This window comes from Sphaerisporangium melleum, assembly GCF_014646695.1.
GTDB lineage: Bacteria > Actinomycetota > Actinomycetes > Streptosporangiales > Streptosporangiaceae > Sphaerisporangium > Sphaerisporangium melleum.
In genome coordinates this window covers 854-17,527 of record NZ_BMNT01000043.1, presented here as the reverse complement: position 1 = coordinate 17,527, position 16,674 = coordinate 854, and the positions used below count along the sequence as shown (strand labels likewise).

The following is a 16,674-nucleotide window of genomic DNA, read 5'->3' as shown; positions in this document are numbered from 1 at the left end:
CCCATCAACCGATCGGTCGATGCCGCGCCACGGGCCGGGCACCGATCGTTGAGGCATGACAGTCATCGAGATCGAGGGCCTGCGTAAGAGCTACGGGTCGAAAACCCCCGTTGAGGACGTGTCGCTGAGCGTGGAAAAAGGGGAGATCTTCGGGATCGCCGGCCCCAACGGCGCCGGGAAGACCACGGTCGTCGAATGCGCCTCCGGGTTGCGCGACCGCGACGGCGGCACCCTGCGGGTGCTCGGCCTCGACCCGCGGACCGACCGGCGCAAGCTGCTGCAGCGCATCGGCGCGCAGCTCCAGGAGGCGGCGCTGCCCGACTCCATCAAGGTCGGCGAGGCGCTGGCGATGTACGCGTCGCTCTACGACAAGCCGGCCGACTGGCGGGCGGTGATGGAGGAGTGGGGGCTGTCCGACAAGCGGCGCGCCCGCTTCGCGAGCCTGTCGGGCGGGTGGAAGCAGCGGCTGTTCATCGCACTCGCCCTGGTGGGCGACCCCGAGCTGGTCTTCCTCGACGAGCTGACCACCGGCCTGGACCCGTCGGCCCGCCGCACCACGTGGGGCCTGATCCGCAAGCTGCGCGAGCGGGGCGTCACGGTGGTGATGGTCACCCACTTCATGGACGAGGCCGAGGCGCTGTGCGACCGCATGGCGATCATCGGGCAGGGGCGGGTGCTCGCCCTGGGCACTCCGCGCGAGCTGACCGAGCAGGGGCGTTCCGATTCGCTGGACGAGGCGTACTTCGCGCTCACGGAAGGAGCGGTGGCATGAAGGGCATCACCAACGTCACGGCGGTCGAGCTCAAGCTGATCATGCGGGACCCGATGTCGGCGTTCTTCGCGCTGGCGTTCCCGGCGATCATGCTGTGGGTCAAGATGCGCAACGACCGGCCGCTGCCGGGCGGGCTGCCGGCCATCGACGGCACGGTGCCGATGCTGATCGTCTTCGTCATCGGGCTGGCCGCGCTCACCATCCTGCCCGCCACGCTGGCCGGCTACCGGGAACGCCGCGTGCTGAAGCGGCTGCGCGCCACCCCGGCGACCCCCACGCTGATCTTCAGCTCGCAGTGGGCCGCGCACACGCTGCTGGCGGTGATCGGCACGGCTCTGCTGGTCGGCATCGGCCTCGCGGTGTACGGGCTGCGGACCCCCGGCAACCTCGGGGGTGTGCTGCTGGCGTGGCTCCTCGGCGCGCTGAGCCTCGGCGCGATCGGCCTGCTCATCGGCGCGCTCGTGCCCGGCGGCCGCACGGCGACCGTGGTCGGGCTGAGCCTGTTCTTCCCGATGGCCTTCCTGTCCGGGGCGATCATCCCGCGCGAGACCATGGGCGGCTCGATGCGCGCGATAGGCGATCTGACCCCGATGGCTCCGGCGGTGCAGGCGCTTCGCGACGGATGGGTGGGCAACCCGGTCTCCCCGCTTACGCTGGGCATCATGGTAGCCATCTGCCTCGTCGCCGGCGGCGTCGCCGTCAAGGCGTTCCGCTGGTGACCGCCGTCACCCAGCCCGACGTCACCCGCTGGGACCGCGCCTGGCCCGTCCTGCCCTACCTGTTCATCCTGCTGCCCGCGTGCTTCTCCCTGCTGCGGGACCTGCGGCCCGCGGTCCTGGCGCTGGCGCTGGCCGCCGGCGCCTGGCACTGGTTCATGATCACCTCCCGGTCCGGCCGCGCCGAGCGGCCGGCCGCGGCGGCGGTCTACTTCGTGGTGCTGCTCGCCCTCATCGGCGCGCTGGTCAACCTCGACTCGCTGTTCGCGGTGAGCGGGCTCACGCTGTTCATGCAGTCGTTCACGCTGCTGCCCGGCTGGTGGGCGTACGCGGGGGTGGCGGCCACGGCCGGGGTCCTGGTCGGCGCGCAGCCGCCCGAGCCGGGGCGGACCATCGGCGACATGGTCTTCTCGTTCTGCGTCGCGGTGCTGGTGGCCTCGACCACCGGCCTGATCGTCCAGACCATCTCGGAGCAGAACGAAAGCGCCAAGGCGATGATCGCGCAGTTGCGGGAGACCGGCGCCAAGCTGGCCGCCCTCGGCGAGGAGAACGCCATGCTCCAGGCCGAGCTGCTGACCCGCGCGCGCGAGGCCGGCGTGCTCGGCGAACGCCAGCGCATGGCCAGGGAGATCCACGACACGATCGCGCAGAGCCTCACCGCCATCATCACGCAACTGGAGGTGGCCGACGGCGTGGCCGGCGACCCCGCGGCCACCCGCACCCGGCTGGACACCGTACGCACTCTGGCCAGGGAGAGCCTCAACGACGCGCGCCGGTCGGTGCAGGCGCTGCGGCCGGCGCCGCTGGACGACGCCCAGCTGTCCAGCGCGCTGTCGGGCATCGCGGCGAAGTGGGCGGCCACCTCGGGGGTGGCCGCCACGGTGTCGGTCACCGGCGATCCCCGGCCGCTGCACGTGGAGGTCGAGGGCACCCTGCTGCGCGTGGCGCAGGAGGCGCTGGCCAACGTGGGCAAGCACGCCTCGGCCACCCGTGTCGCGCTCACCCTCTCCTACATGGAGGACGTCGTCGTGCTGGACGTGCGCGACGACGGCGCCGGCTTCGACCCGGAGACCAGCGGCCGGCCGGGACCCGGCGGCTTCGGCCTCATCGCGATGCGCCAGCGGGTCACCCGGCTGGCCGGCGAGTTCGAGGTCGAGACGGGCCCGGGCCAGGGGACGGGGATCTCTGCTACCGTTCCCGCCATCCCGGCCGCCGCCGAGCCGGGCTCCGCCGACGCCCGTGGAACGCGCTGTTAGCCATGCCGATCCGACTGATCATCGTGGACGACCACCCCATCGTCCGTGACGGGCTGCGCGGGATCTTCACCGGCGACGCCGACTTCGAGGTCGTCGGCGAGGCCGCCGACGGTCCAGAAGCCCTCGTCGTGGCGCGGCGCACCCGGCCCGACCTCGTGCTCATGGACCTGCGAATGCCCAAGATGACCGGCGCGGAGGTCATCCGCCGGCTGCGCGAGCAGGACCCCGCCGTCCACGTCCTGGTCCTCACCACCTTCGACGACGACGCCGACGTGCTGCCCGCGATCGAGCAGGGCGCCACGGGCTACCTGCTGAAGGACACCCCGCGCGCCGAGCTGCTGCGCGCCGTGCACGCGGCGGCCCGGGGCGAGACCGTGCTGTCCCCGTCGGTGGCCGGCGTGCTCACCCAGCGGGTGCGCACCCCGGAGCAGCACAAGCTCAGCCGCCGCGAGCTCGAGGTGCTCGGGCTGATCGCCCGCGGCGCGACCAATCGCGAGGTCGCCGCCAAGCTGTTCATCACCCAGGCCACGGTGAAGACCCACCTGCTGCACATCTTCGCCAAGCTGGAGGTCAACGACCGGGCCGCCGCGGTCGCCGCGGCGTACGAGGCCGGGCTGCTGAGGACCGCCGGCGACGGCTGACCGGCCCGTCCCGCCCGCGCGGCGGCCGACCTAAGGGCGGCTAGGGGTGGGGTGCCCCTACCCGCGAACCGTACGTTGGACCGGCGCGCATCCCCTGATTCCGGCAGGCCGTCCCGCTTGTCCCGTACGGGACCGCACCTGCCCTCCTTCCGCCCTCCTGTTTCCGAGGCGACGCCTCCGCTTCGCCGAGGCGCGCCCATCGCGCTTGTCAGACTCTGGAGATGAGCACATGAACACGCTTGCGCTGGCCGATCCGCGGGCCGAGCTGGCCACCGTCGGCGGCAAGGGCGCATCGCTCGCCCGGCTGGCCAGGGCCGATCTGCCGGTGCCCGCGGGCTTCCACGTCACCACCGCGGCCTACCGCGCCTTCGTGGACCGCCACGGCCTGCGGGAGGACATCCTCGCGGGCGGCGCCGAGGAGATCGCGGCGCTGTTCGCCGCGCACGAGATCCCGAAGGAGATCGCCGGCGACATCCTCGCCGCCTACCGGGAACTGGGCGACGACACGGCGGTCGCCGTACGCTCGTCCGCGACCGCGGAGGACCTGCCCGGCATGTCGTTCGCCGGCCAGCAGGAGACCTACCTCAACATCCGCGGCGCCGACCGGCTGCTGGATGCGGTCCGCCGCTGCTGGGCCTCGCTGTGGACCGAACGGGCGATCGCCTACCGGCGGCGGCACGACATCCCGCCGGAGGAGGTGGCACTGGCCGTCGTCGTCCAGCGGCTCGTCCCCGCCGACGCGGCCGGCGTGCTGTTCACCGAGGACCGGCTCGCCACCGCCGCCGAGGACGCGGATGAGGGCCGGCTGACCATCAACGCGGCGTGGGGACTCGGCGAGGCCGTCGTCGGCGGCCTGGTCACCCCGGACACGGTCACCGTCGACCGGACCGGCCGCACCGTCGTCGAGGAGCGCGTCGCCACCAAGACCGTCATGACCGTGCGCACCACCGACGGCACCCGCGAGGAGCCCGTGCCGGGCGACATGCGCGACCGGCCGGTGCTGTCGGCGGAGCAGGCCGAACGGCTGGCCGGGCTCGGGCTGGCCATCGAGGAGCTGTACGGCTGCGCGATGGACATCGAGTGGGCCATCCACGACGCCGAGCCCTACATCCTGCAGGCCAGGCCGATCACCGGGCGCCGCGAGGTGTGGAACGACTCGGTCAAGGGCGACTACCTGTGGACCAACGGCAACCTGGGCGAGGCCATCCCCAGCGTGATGACACCGTGCACCTGGTCGCTGGTGCGGTCGTTCATGAACGAGATCATGATCGTGGACGGGCTGGGCGGGCACCCCCTCTACGGCAACATCGGCGGCCGGATCTACATGAACCTCAGCCTGATGGCCTCGCTCGGCAAGGCGCTCGGCATCGCCGAGAAGGTGCGGGCCGCGCAGGAGCCGGTCTACGGGAAGCTGCCCGAGGGCATCGAGACGCCGATGCTGCCGATGACGCGCTGGCAGACCATCAAGGCGGCCAAGCCGATGCTCGGCGGACGCCGCCGGCTGGCCAAGATGGTGGACCGGCTCCCCGAGCACATCGCCACCGGGTTCGAGCGCACCGAGGAGATCCGCGCCCGCATCGCGGTGAGCGACGACCTGCCCGGCCTGTGGGAGCGGGAGGTCGATCCGAGGTTCCGCGAGTGCAACCGGATGCTCGCCGTCGCCGCCCGCCAGGACGCCGGCTCGCTGGTCTACCTGCCCGAGCAACTGGAGAAGCTGGTCGGGGCGGCGGACGCCACGGCGCTGATGTCCGCGATGCGCGCCGGCGGCGACCGGCTGGAGAGCCTCGGCCCGCTGCTCGGCCTCATGCGGGTCAAGCGCGGCGAGACCTCCCGGGAGGAGTACGCCCGCAGGTACGGCCACCGGTGCCCGGACGAGTTCGAGATGTCGGCCGCCCGCCCCGGAGAGGACCCGGACTGGATCGACCGGCAGGCGGCCGCGCTCACCACCGACCCGGCCGCGCTGCTGGCGCGCCAGGACGAGGCGAGCGCCGACGCCTGGCGGCGGTTCCGCGAGCGGTATCCGAAGAAGGCCGAGAAGTTCCGCCGCAAGATCGACCGCTGGGAGGCCATCGTCCACGCCCGCGAGGAGGCCCGCTCGGAGATGATGCGCGGCTTCTGGATGGTGCGCGACTTCGTCGTGCGCGCCGGCGTGGTGACCGGTCACGGGGACGACCTGTTCTTCCTGAGCATCGAGGAGATCCTCGAGGTGCTGCGCGGCTCGCGCCGGCCGCTGGCCGCGGTCGCGGCGCGCCGGGCGACCTACCGGCTGTACCGCTCGCTGCCGCCGCTGCCGGGCGTGATCCGCGGGCGCTTCGACCCCGAGCGGTGGGCCGCCGACCCCGGCCGCCGCACCGACGTGTTCGACGCCGCCTCGACGGTGGCGCCGCCGGCGGCGACCATCACCGGCCACGCGGGGGCGAGCGGCGTCGTGGAGGGGACGGCCCGGGTGATCGCCTCGGTGGCGGACGGCGACCGGCTGGGCGAGGGCGAGATCCTGGTGACCACGGTGACCAACGTCGGCTGGACCCTGCTGTTCCCGCGCGTGGCGGCGGTCGTCACCGACATCGGCGCGCCGCTGTCGCACGCCGCGATCGTGGCCCGCGAGCTGGGCATCCCCGCCGTCGTCGGCACCGGCAACGCCACCATGCGGCTGCGGGACGGCGACCGGGTGCGGGTCGACGGCGGTCGCGGCACGGTGGAGGTGATCGGCACGTGCGAGGACGCGCCGGGCGACGACCGGCCGGAGACGGCCCGGCTCGCCCAGGCGGTCTGAGCGTCCAGGCACCCGCGAGCGGGGGTGTGCGGAGCGTCCGGGCGCTTCGCGCACTCCCGCGAGCGGGCACGGCGATGGGCGCCCGGCCACGGCGGCCAGGCGCCCATCGCGCTCAAGCGCGGTGCGCCGGTCCGTACCGGCGGCACGTTCCCCGATACGGACCGCCGCCCACCGGGTGACGTTCCCGCCGGTACGGGACCGGTGTTCAGCGGGTGGCGGTGAGCAGGCGCATGCCGAGCGGGAGGTCCACCAGCTTGCCCGGGGTCAAACCCGCACCGCGCAGCAGCGCGCGGTACTCGGCCTCGGTGCGCTCGCGCCCGCCGGTCATCACCATCATGTGCAGGTCGAAGGCGAGCGGCAGGTAGGAGCCCGCGGTGACGACCCGTTCGATGACCAGCAGTTCGGCGCCCGGCCGCATCGCCTCGGCGCAGCCGCGCAGCAGCGCGGCGCACCGGTCGTCGTCCCAGTCGTGCAGGATGCGTGAGAGCAGGTAGACGTCCCCTCCGGCCGGCACGCCGTCGAACAGGTCACCGCCGACCAGCTCGCACCGGTCGAGCACCCCGATGCGCTCCAGGTGCGCGGCCGCGTCCGCGACCACGCCGGGAGTGTCGAACAGCACCCCGCGCGCCGCAGGGGCGCCGAGCAGCACCGTCCCGAGCAGGGCGCCGGTGCCGCCGGCCAGGTCGACCACCGTTCCGGCCCGGGAGAAGTCGTAGGCGACCGGGACCTCACGGAAGAACGCCGAGCCCGCCGCCATCCCCGCGTTGAACACCGACGCCCGGCCGGGGTCGCCGGCCAGGTGGGCGAACACCGGCATGCCGTGCACGTGGTCGAAGGCGAGCTCACCGGTGCGCACCGAGTGCATGAGCCCGCCCCAGGCGGCGGCGAAGTAGTCCTCGCCGTACAGCGTGCCGAGGGGGCCGAGCCGGTCGCGGCGCAGCAGCTCCCCCATCGGCGTGAGCCCGTACGCGCCGTCCTCGTCCGCCTCGACCAGGCCGACGCCGGCCAGCAGCCGCAGCAGGCGGTGGAGCGCGTCCGGATGCGCTTCCACCGCGGCGGCGATCTCGGCGCAGGGCATGCGGCGCCCGTCGAGCGCGTCGGGCACGCCGAGCCTGATCGCGACGAAGGTCGCCTGTGCCACCCACCCTCCGGTGAGGATGCGCATGAGTTCGTGCTCCATCGTGCCTTCCTTCTCCAAGCGGGGGACGGCCGGCCCGCTCGGGGAAGCGGGCGTGCCGCGCGGGGGCGGCGCGGTCAGGGGGTGGACGGCCAGGCGGCGCCCGCGGCGGCGAGCAGGTACGCGGCCACGTCGGAGCGCCGGGGCACGAGGTAGAAGTGGTCGCCGCGCAGCACGCGGACGGCGCACTGCCCGCGGGTCAGCTCCGCCCACCTGGCGGCCTGCTCGGGGGTCACCTCGGGGTCGGCGTCGCCGAGCAGGACGGTGACCGGACAGGCCAGCACACCGTCGGAAAGGTGGTGGTACGTCGCATCGATCCGATAGTCGTGGCGGACCACCGGCAAGGTCAACTCGCGCATCACCGGATCGGCCATGAACTCCGGCTCGACGCCGCCGAGCCGCACCAGCTCGGCGGCCAGCGCGTCGTCGGACCAGGTGTGCGCGTCCCCGTGACGCCGTTCGTGCGGCGCGTGCCGGCCCGAGGCGAACAGGTGCAGCACACCCCTGCCCCGGGCCTCCAGCTCGCGCGCCACCTCGTAGGCGACCAGCGCGCCCAGGCTGTGGCCGAACAGCGCGACCGGCCGGTCGAGCAGCGGCGCCATCGCGTCCGCGACCGCGGCGGCCAGGCGCCGCGCGTCGCGCACCGGCGGGTCGGCCCGGCGATCGCCCCGCCCCGGGTACTGCACGGCGCGCACCTCCACCGCCGCCGGCAGGTCGTGGTGCCAGGCGCGGTAGAACGCCGCCGAGCCGCCCGCGTGCGGGAAGCAGAACAGCCGCAGCGCGGCGCCCGGCCGATGCTCGTAGCAGTGGAACCAGCTCATGTCAGCTCCGCCACCGACAACGGCCGCGGCACGTCCTGGACCAGCAGCTCGGGGCGGCCGAGCGCCGTGGTCGCGTCCACCCACAGCCGGCTGAGCGTCAGGTTGTACTGCCCCTGCCGCAGCGGGTCCTGGCCGCTGTCCACCGCGCCGCGCAGGTCCGAGAGGGCCCGCCGCACCCCGTCCGGCCACAGCCGGGTGACGATCTCGTGGAAGGTGGGCGCCTCGCCGGGCCCGATGAGGGTCGCGCTCGGCAGGCGCAGGTGCTCGGCGTCGGTGGCGAAGCGGTCCTGGGCGTCCCGCCCGACGTACATGCGCGGGCTCCACACGATCGGGCCGTGCGTGTTGACCAGGGTGAGGCCGCCGCCCTCGGTGCCGATCGTGATGCGGTGCAGCAGGTGCAGGTGGGCGTCCGGGTCGTTGGGCGCGATCTGGTTCTGCACCCGCAACGTGAGCGGCACCCCGCCGATCGTCCCGGCGAGGCAGGTGAACGGGGTGCCCGGCGCGGTCGCGGTGAACGCCCACGGCCGCAGCGCGCCGAGCGCGCGGCCGAGGATGTCGAACAGCGCGTAGGCGACGTGCACGCTGCAGGCGGCGTCCACGTAGAGGGGCTGCTGGAGCGCGCACAACCGGCGAGCGGTGTCGATGAACCGGCGCACCGGCTCCAGGTGCGCGTACAACGTGTTCACGTGGTGCACGGCCGGGGCGGCGCGGGCGGCGCGCAGGCAGCCGGTCAGTTCGTCCGGGTGCATCGGGTGCTCCTGCAGCACGTGGACGCCGCGGGTGAGCAGCGCCTCGGCCAGCTCGGTCCCCTGGCCGCCCACCACTCCCGAGCGCACGACCACGCACGCGAGGTCGGCGACCTCGGCCACCTGGTCGGGATCGGTGAGCAACGGCACCCGGTAGGCCGCGGCGTAGGCGGCCGACCGGATGCTGCCGCGGGCCATGACGCCGGTCAGCCGGAACGGGCCTGTCCCGTCCAGGGCCGACAGGTAGACCTGCCCGAACTTGGTCCCGCAGACCACGACGCGGGTCACAGTTCCCCCTCCTCGAACGCCGGAGCGCGAAGGTCGATCGGCGGCACGGCGTCGGTGAGCTCGACGGTCGCCACCGGGGCGATGCCGGCCAGCACCCGGGCGGGGTCGAGCACGGCGTCGGCGAAATGGACGCCGGGCGGGACCTCACCGGCCAGTACGGCGGCGGCCGCGTGCGCGACGACCGCGGCGGTGAGCGCGTAGGAGCCGGCGGCGCGCACGACCAGCGTGCGGGTGGCGCGCGCGTCGCTGAGCTGGAACAGCAGCACGTAGTAGGGGGTGCGTCCGGCCAGTTCGAGCCCGGCCGTCCGCGCGAGGTCGGCCGCCGAGGCCGCCGCGGCCACCCCGCCCACCGCTTCCCCGCCCGGGACGACGGTGTAGCAGCGCGCCTCGCCGAGTTCCAGGTCGTGGGCGACCCGCTCGGCCTCGGCGCTCAGGTAGGGATAGGCCGTCACCGGCCCGGGGAAGTACGGCAACTCGGCGTCCTGCGCCGGGGCGAGCGCCCGCGAGACCCTGCCGCCGTCCCGCCAGGAGGCCAGCGGCTCGCCATGATCCGCCGCGTCGCCGCCCTTGCCCGCCAGCAGGACGTCACCGGCCGCGGCCGGGGTGAGCCGGTCCAGGCCGCCGGTGTAGACGTCGAGCCGGAGCGGGCCGCCTTCGGCGAGGCCGGCCAGGTGGCGGGGCAGCAGGCCGGTCAGGCCGGGGAGCATCCCGGCCGAGAGCACCGCGACCCGCCCGCCGGTGCCGGTGCGGGCCAGCGGCCGGTACGCCGGAACGTCGCCGGCGGCGTCCACGTAGTCGGCCCCGGCCGCGAACGCGCCGCGCGCCACCCGGTCCAGCAGCAGATAGGAGGGGCCCGCGCAGTTGACGACGACCCGGCAGCCCCGGCAGAACCGGGCCAGCGCGGCCGGGTCGCAGGCGTCGACCTGGCACGCCTCGCCGTCCCCGCCGAGGGTGTCGCGGACGAAGCGGCGGGCCGCCTCCGCGTCCCGGCCGCCGACGCGCACGCCGTGCCCGGCGAGCAGCCGCGCCGCCGCGCCACCGACCGCGCCGTACCCGCCGACGATGCCGATCAAGCGGTCGCTCCGCTGATCAGCGCGGCCACGGCGGAAGCGTGCGCCGGGCCGAGGCAACTGAAGTGGTCGCCCTCGATGTCCAGGACGGTCAGCCGTCCCAGGCACAGCTCCCGCCAGAACGCCGTCATGTCGTCCTGCAGGGTCGGCACCAGGTTGGTGACGCCGCGCTGGCGCAGGAAGGTGATGTCGCCCGCGTACGGCTCGGGGTCGTAGTGGGTGACCGCGCTGAAGCTCTGCCGGAACACCCGGTAGGCGAGGTCCACCCGGTCCGGCGGGTGGCTCAGGTGCCGGGCGACGGCGGCCAGCCGCTCCGGCTGCGGGGTGGCCGCCAGCTCGGCGAACCGGCGGCCGGTCCGCGCGAGACCGGGGTCGGGGTCACCGGCCAGCGCGGCCAGGCTCCCCTCGCCCACGTGCCCGGGGGACGCGCGCAGCACGGCCCGCAGGGCGCCGGCCAGGTCGCCCGCGGGGTAGCCGAGCCGTCCGGGGTCCACGCCGCACGCCTGGGCGAAGCCGTACTCCAGCATCAGCTCGTCGTCGATGCGGTACGGGAAGCGGGCACTGCTCACGATGGTGAGCGCCTCGACGACCGCGCCGCCCTCGGTGAGCCGGCGGGCCAGCTCGGCGGCGATCAGCCCGCCCATGCAGTAGCCGACCACGTGGTAGCGGGCCGCGCCCTCCTTCAGCAGCACCCGGGCGTACGCGCCGGCCAGCGTGTCCACCGCGGCGGCCGGGTCCAGCTCCAGGTACGCCTCGGTGTCGTCCACGACCATGCCGAGCAGCGGGACGCCGGACGGTCCCAGCTCAGGGACCAGCGCGCGGTAGGGGGCCAGGGTCCCGGTGCCGTCGTGGACGATCACCCGCACCAGGTCGTCCGCCGCGCCCTCCTCGCCGGTGAGGCGGACCAGCGGCCCGGCGTGCGTCCTCGGGGCGAGCCCGCGGTCGCTGTCCTCGCGCGCCCGGCGCAGGTGGGCGGCCAGCGCCGCGACGGTCGGCTGGTTGACGATCTGGCGGACCAGGCCGTCCCAGTAGAAGCCGTGCGCCTCGGCCAGGTCCTCGCGTACCCGGCCGGCCAGGCGGGTGACCAGCAGGGAGTCACCGCCGAGCGCGAAGAAGTCCTGGTCCCGGCCGACCTCGGGCAGGCCGAGCAGCTCGGCCCACAGTGCGGCGAGCCGCCGTTCCAGGTCGTCGCGCGGCGCCTCGCCGGAGGGCGCCGCCTCGCCCGCCGCCCGGGGCAGCAGGGCGCGCAGCGCCGCCCGGTCGATCTTGCCGTTGCCGGTGAGGGGCAGCTCGTCCACCACCTGCATGTGGGCCGGGATCATGTAGTCCGGCAGCCGCTCGGCGAGGAACGCGCGCAGCGCGGCGAGGTCGATGTGCTCCCGGTCGGCGGGGAAACGGGCCGCGAACACGCACTGCCCCAGCGGGGCCAGCGGCTCCCCCTCCTCGGGCAGGCAGGCGACGACGCGGGCGCCGGCCTCCTCCAGCAGGTCGTGCCACTCCTGGCGGGTGATGAATGTGCGGTCGCGGCCCCGGCGCACGTCGTCGTAGTCGTGCCCCTCCATCAGGAACTCCATCGAGCTCATGATCTGCACGTGCTCGCGGGTGGTCTCGATGAACACCAGCCAGCCCCCCGGGACGAGCAGCTCGCGGAACCCGGCGAGCACGGCGGCGGCGTCCCTGGAGTTGTGCAGGACGTTGGCGCAGAGGATGACATCGAAGGAGTTGGGCTCGTACCCCTGGGCGCGGTGGTCGCCGTTGATGTCGAACAGGCCGTACCGCACCCACGGCCGGCCGGCGAACCGCTCGGCCGCCTGGGTCAGGAAGAACCGCGACAGGTCGGTGAACAGGTACTCCACGGGGTGGCCGTCCAGCTCGGGGATCAGCTCGGCGCTGGTGCCGCCGACGCCCGCGCCGGCCTCCAGCACCCGCAGCGGCGGCCCGTCCTGCCCGGCCCCCTCCCGCTCGACCCCGTCCCGCTCGGCCGCGTCCCGCTCGAGAACGTCCTGCCCGGCCCCGTCCTGCCCGGCCGCTCTCCGCTCGGCCGCTCTCCGCTCGGCCGCACTCCGCTCGGCCGGCGCCGCGTGCTGCGCGGCGACCTGGCCGATGACGGCGCGCACGATGCGGTTGACGTACCTGCTGAGCACGTTGTCCCGGTAGGCGCCCTCGGCCGTTCCGACACCGGCGTCGGGGAACAGCAGCTCACGGGCGTCCAGTTCGCCGCGCATCAGCGCGGGCAGTCCCTTCGAGCTGACCCGCAGGAAGCGGATCAGCTCCGACCCGTAGTCCAGGCCGTCGGTCAGCTCGCCGACCCGTCGCCACAGCGCCTCCGGGTCGGCGCCGGCACGCAGGTTGCGGTACCCGCCCGCCGGGTCGCGGTCCAGCCGGCCGTGCTCGTGCAACGCGGCGAGCCAGCGCCGCACCAGCCGATGGTGGCCGGGCGCGACCCGGGCGGCGGCGAGGATCTCCGCGACCTCGTGCACGTCCTGGGGCCGGGTGAACAGCCCGGCCGAGCGTAACGCGCCCGCCATCGCGGCGAGCGCGATCTCGTCGAGCGTTCCGGCCACCGCGACCACCCGGTCCAGGTCGACACCGTCGAGCGCCCGCCCGGCGGCGTCCTCGGCCGCCGCCCGCACGTCCCGTTCCTCGTCCGGAGCCGCGCCGGCGATCCCGGGGGACGCCTCACCCGCCCGTTCCTCCCCCGGCACGGCGGCCGGGGTGTCGTGCCGGACGTGGGCCGGCTGGGCAAAGGCGACCAGGCGGCGCTCCAGCGGCCGGTCTCCGTCCACGACCACGGTGGCCGCGGCGACCGCCGGATGCTCCTGAAGGGCGGCCTCCACCTCGGCCAGTTCGATGCGGTGACCTCTGATCTTGACCTGGGAGTCCTCCCGGCCGAGGAACTCGATGTTCCCGTCCGGCCGGTAGCGGCCGAGATCGCCGGTCCGGTACAGCCGCTCGCCCGCGTGCCGGACGAACCGCTCGGCGGTCCGCTCCGCGTCGCCGAGATACCCGAGCGCCACCCCCGCCCCGCCGATGTACAGCTCACCGGGCACCCAGTCGGGGCAGGGCCGCATGGCCGCGTCGAGCACGTGCCAGCTCTGGCCGGCCAGCGGCGTGCCGTACGGAACGCTCGGCCATCCGGGGAGCGGCTCGCCGATCGGGTGGTAGATGGACCAGATCGCGGCCTCGGTGGCCCCGCCGAGCCCGACCACCTCCAGCCCCGGGAGCCGCCTTCGGGCCTGGCCGGGCAGGGCGACCGGGATCCAGTCGCCCGACAGCAGGGCCAGCCGCAGAGACGGCAGTTCCACCGCGGGCTCGGCGTCCAGGTAGTGCTGGAGCATCTGCGCCTGGGCGGGGACGGAGTTCCAGACGGTCACCGCGTGCTCGGCGACGAGCGCGGCCCAGTGCGCGGGGTCACCGCGTCGCGCGGGGTCGGGCAGCACGAGCGTGGCGCCGGTGGCGAGCGTGCCGAAGATGTCGTAGACCGACAGGTCGAACCCGAGGCCGGCCAGGCCGAGCACCCGGTCGTCCGGGCCGACGCCGAACCGGGCACTGATGTCGTCGATCGTGTTCCGCGCGGCCCGGTGGCTGATCATCACTCCCTTGGGCGCGCCGGTGGAGCCGGAGGTGTAGATGACGTAGGCCAGTTCGTCCGGGTCCCGGCGCACGGCGGCCGGGTCCGCGTCCGGCCGGTCCTGGGCCGTGAGCGTGTCCACCGCGATCCAGCCGTGCTCGGCCCGCCACGACTGGGTCAGCACCAGGCGTGCCGAGGCGTCGGCGAGGATGCGGTCGCGCCGGGCGGCCGGCTGGCCGGTGTCCACGGGAAGGTACGCGCCGCCGGCCAGCAGGACGCCGAGCACGGCCACGACCTGCTCGATCCCCTTGTCCATGACGATCGCCACGATGTCACCGGGCGCGTGGCCCGCCTCGCGCAGCGCCGCCGCCACGGCCGTCGCCCGGTCCAGCAGCTCGCCATAGGTGACCGATCCCGCGCCGGTCACGACCGCCGTACGGGCCGGCTCGCGCAGCGCCCGCGCCACCACCTCGTCGTGCAGCAGGCCGTCCGGCAGCGGCGCGTCGGTGTCGTTGACCTCGGCGCGGCGGCGTGCCTGGGCGGGGGGCAGCTCGACCGGGGAGACCGAGTCCCACGCCTGCGGCCCGCTCAGCCGGGCCAGCAGCCCGGTGAAGGCGGCGAACATGTCGTCCACGAGCCCGGCGGGGAAGACTCCGGCGCGGACGTCCCAGTTGACCAGCAGTGCGCCGCGGTGCTCCTTGACCTGGCAGTCGATCCACACCTGGGGCGTCTGGCTGATGCCGTACACCGGCTCGCCCTGCTCGGCCTCGTCCTGGCCGAGACCGATGGCACTGGTGAACACCACCGGCATGAGGCCGGCGTCCCTGCCGCGCCTGCGGGACAGCTCGCGGATCACGTCGACGCCCCCGCAGCGGCGATGTTCGAGATCGGCGAACAGCCGTTCCCCGATCGCTCGCGCGCGGTCGGCGAAGGCCGCGGTGGGCGTGGTGTCCACGGCGAGCAGGTTGAGCGAGGTGAAGTCGCCCACCACCCGGTCGATGGCGGGGTGCAGTGGCGGGCGGTCGAGCAGGGTCAGGTTCAGCGTGAACGCGGGCCTGCGGCTCCACCTGCCGATGACCTCCGCGTAGGCGGCCAGCACGGCCTGCGACGGGGTGACACCGGCCCCGGCGGCGTGGTCGCGCAGCCGCGCCCACTCCTCCGGTGCGATCTTGGTCTCCCAGCGCAGGAACCGGGCGTCGGCGTCCTGGTCGAGCACCGGCAGTTCGGGCGCGGGCGGCAGGTCGTCCAGGCGCGACCACCAGTAGGCGCGGTCCCGGTCGTACCGCGCGCCGTCGCGCTGGGCCCGCAGGGCCAAGACGCAGTCGCGGAAGCCCACCGGGACCGGCGGCAGCTCGGCTCGCGGGTCGTCGTGCAGCAGGTGCAGCTCGCCGAGCAGGAGCTGGATGCTGACGTAGTCGGCGATGAGCAGGTCGATCGAGGCGTGCAGCAGCCACCCGCGGTCGGTGCGGGTGATCCGCAGGTCGAACAGCGGCCAGGCGCCCGCCGGATAGACCCGCTGCTCCATGTCCGCGCGGACGGACGCCAGCTCGGCCTCGGGGTCGGTGCCGCGCAGATCCTTCACCCGGATCTCGTATTCCGGGGCCTCGGGCAGCACCTGCTGGTGGCCGTCCGGGTGGATCACGGCGCGGAGCATGTCGTGCCGGTCGATCAGAGCGCGCCAGGCCGCGCGCACGCGGTCGGGGTCCAGCTCGTCGTAGGCGACCTCGACATAGCCGTGACAGGCGACGCCGCCGTACCCGAACGCGTCGTTGCGGCCGAGCAGGTACGCCTGCTGGACGCCGGTCAGCGGGAACGGATCGAAGCGGCCCTCGACGTCCGCGCGCACGATCTCGGCCAGGGACTCCTGGCGCAGGTGCTCGATGATCAGGTGCTTGGCGCCGGCCAGCGCCGCGCGGCGCTCGTCGGTCAGCGCCCCCTTGGGCGCGCGGAACCGGAGCCGGCCCTCGTCCTCCCACAGGCGGATCCCCGCCGCCTCCATCTCGGCGATCAGTTCTCGTACGGCCACGGCCGGTGCCTGGGTCACAGCACGCCTTCCTCTACCTCGTGGGAATGCGGGTCGCCGATCTCCTGGCCGATCGCCTCGGCGCAGCCGGCGATGGTGGGGGTGGCGAAGAATCGCCGCATGGACAGCTCGGCGCCCAGCCGCCGCCGGACGATGTCGGCGAAGCGGGTCGCGAGCAGGGAGTCACCTCCCAGGGCGAAGAAGCTGCGTCCGCGCCCGGGGGGCGGGATCTCCAGCAGCTCAGCCCAGATCTCGGCGATCCGTTCCTCCAGGCCGGGGCGCGGCGGCGGATCCTCCTCGGGCGGGCCCTCCGGCTCGACGGCCTGAGCGGACAGGGCGGCTCGGTCGATCTTGCCGTTGGCGGTGAGCGGGAACCGGTCCAGCACGGTGATGGTCTGCGGCACCGCGTACCCGGGCAGCCGCTCGCCCAGGAACTTCCGAACCTCCCCCACATCCACCCCGCCGCCAGACCCGGCAGAGAAAGAGCCGGAAGGGACATTCACCTCGGCAGACGTGACAGGCGCGTCAGGACCGGCAGAAGTGGCAGCCGCGGCAGACCGGTCAGATCCGGCACGTCCGTGAGGTTCGGCAGGCCGGGCAGGTCCTGCGGGTCCTGCGGGTCCGGCGGGTTCGGTGGTCTCGTCGGTCGGATCGGTCGAGTTGGCCGGGTCTGCCGGGTCGGTTCTCGTGGTGATCGCCAGAGCGGCAGGCCGGTCGCCGGTAGCGGATGCGGTGACGAAGGCGGCCAGTCGCCGGCGACGCCGGTCACCCACCGCCACCACCACCGCGCGGCCCACCCCCGGACACGCGGCCAGCGCCG

General features: G+C 74.4%; 11 protein-coding genes. 5 read left to right on the top strand and 6 right to left on the bottom strand.

The window, feature by feature from the left end:
- Positions 1 to 55 precede the first annotated feature (55 nt).
- The 5 genes from IEY93_RS30725 (at position 56) to IEY93_RS30705 (ending at position 6,158) form a co-directional block, all read left to right on the top strand.
- Positions 56 to 772, top strand: coding sequence for an ABC transporter ATP-binding protein (locus IEY93_RS30725; RefSeq protein WP_189166652.1), 717 nt, complete (start codon positions 56 to 58; stop codon positions 770 to 772).
- Positions 769 to 1,491, top strand: a complete 723-nt coding sequence (locus IEY93_RS30720; protein WP_189166651.1) for an ABC transporter permease — start codon at positions 769 to 771, stop codon at positions 1,489 to 1,491. The genes IEY93_RS30725 and IEY93_RS30720 overlap by 4 nt, the downstream gene beginning before the upstream one ends.
- Positions 1,488 to 2,744 carry a sensor histidine kinase gene (locus tag IEY93_RS30715; protein WP_203968954.1) on the top strand — a complete coding sequence of 419 codons (1,257 nt, stop codon included), beginning with the start codon at positions 1,488 to 1,490 and terminating at the stop codon, positions 2,742 to 2,744. Before IEY93_RS30720 ends, IEY93_RS30715 begins: the two co-directional genes overlap by 4 nt.
- 2 nt (positions 2,745 to 2,746) lie before the next feature.
- Positions 2,747 to 3,385 (top strand): response regulator, encoded by a 639-nt coding sequence (locus IEY93_RS30710; protein WP_275412045.1) that lies wholly within the window; start codon positions 2,747 to 2,749, stop codon positions 3,383 to 3,385.
- A 229-nt stretch (positions 3,386 to 3,614) separates the two neighbouring features.
- Positions 3,615 to 6,158 carry a PEP/pyruvate-binding domain-containing protein gene (locus tag IEY93_RS30705; protein WP_189166650.1) on the top strand — a complete coding sequence of 848 codons (2,544 nt, stop codon included), beginning with the start codon at positions 3,615 to 3,617 and terminating at the stop codon, positions 6,156 to 6,158.
- A gap of 205 nt (positions 6,159 to 6,363) precedes the next feature.
- Here the strand turns inward: IEY93_RS30705 and IEY93_RS30700 are convergent, their stop codons facing one another.
- The 6 genes from IEY93_RS30700 to IEY93_RS30675 all read right to left on the bottom strand — a co-directional run bounded on the left by IEY93_RS30700 (position 6,364) and on the right by IEY93_RS30675 (position 16,306).
- Complete coding sequence (locus IEY93_RS30700; RefSeq protein WP_229691618.1) at positions 6,364 to 7,338, bottom strand: methyltransferase; 975 nt, start codon at positions 7,336 to 7,338, stop codon at positions 6,364 to 6,366.
- 74 nt (positions 7,339 to 7,412) lie between these two features.
- A complete protein-coding gene (locus tag IEY93_RS30695; RefSeq protein WP_189166648.1) occupies positions 7,413 to 8,156 on the bottom strand; it encodes a thioesterase II family protein in 744 nt (247 codons plus the stop codon).
- Positions 8,153 to 9,190 (bottom strand): Gfo/Idh/MocA family oxidoreductase, encoded by a 1,038-nt coding sequence (locus IEY93_RS30690; protein WP_189166647.1) that lies wholly within the window; start codon positions 9,188 to 9,190, stop codon positions 8,153 to 8,155. The genes IEY93_RS30695 and IEY93_RS30690 overlap by 4 nt, the downstream gene beginning before the upstream one ends.
- Positions 9,187 to 10,263, bottom strand: coding sequence for a saccharopine dehydrogenase NADP-binding domain-containing protein (locus IEY93_RS30685; protein ID WP_189166646.1), 1,077 nt, complete (start codon positions 10,261 to 10,263; stop codon positions 9,187 to 9,189). The genes IEY93_RS30690 and IEY93_RS30685 overlap by 4 nt, the downstream gene beginning before the upstream one ends.
- Positions 10,260 to 15,875, bottom strand: coding sequence for a non-ribosomal peptide synthetase (locus IEY93_RS30680; protein WP_189166645.1), 5,616 nt, complete (start codon positions 15,873 to 15,875; stop codon positions 10,260 to 10,262). The genes IEY93_RS30685 and IEY93_RS30680 overlap by 4 nt, the downstream gene beginning before the upstream one ends.
- Complete coding sequence (locus IEY93_RS30675; RefSeq protein ID WP_189166644.1) at positions 15,872 to 16,306, bottom strand: phosphopantetheine-binding protein; 435 nt, start codon at positions 16,304 to 16,306, stop codon at positions 15,872 to 15,874. Before IEY93_RS30675 ends, IEY93_RS30680 begins: the two co-directional genes overlap by 4 nt.
- Between the last annotated feature and the right edge of the window lie 368 nt (positions 16,307 to 16,674).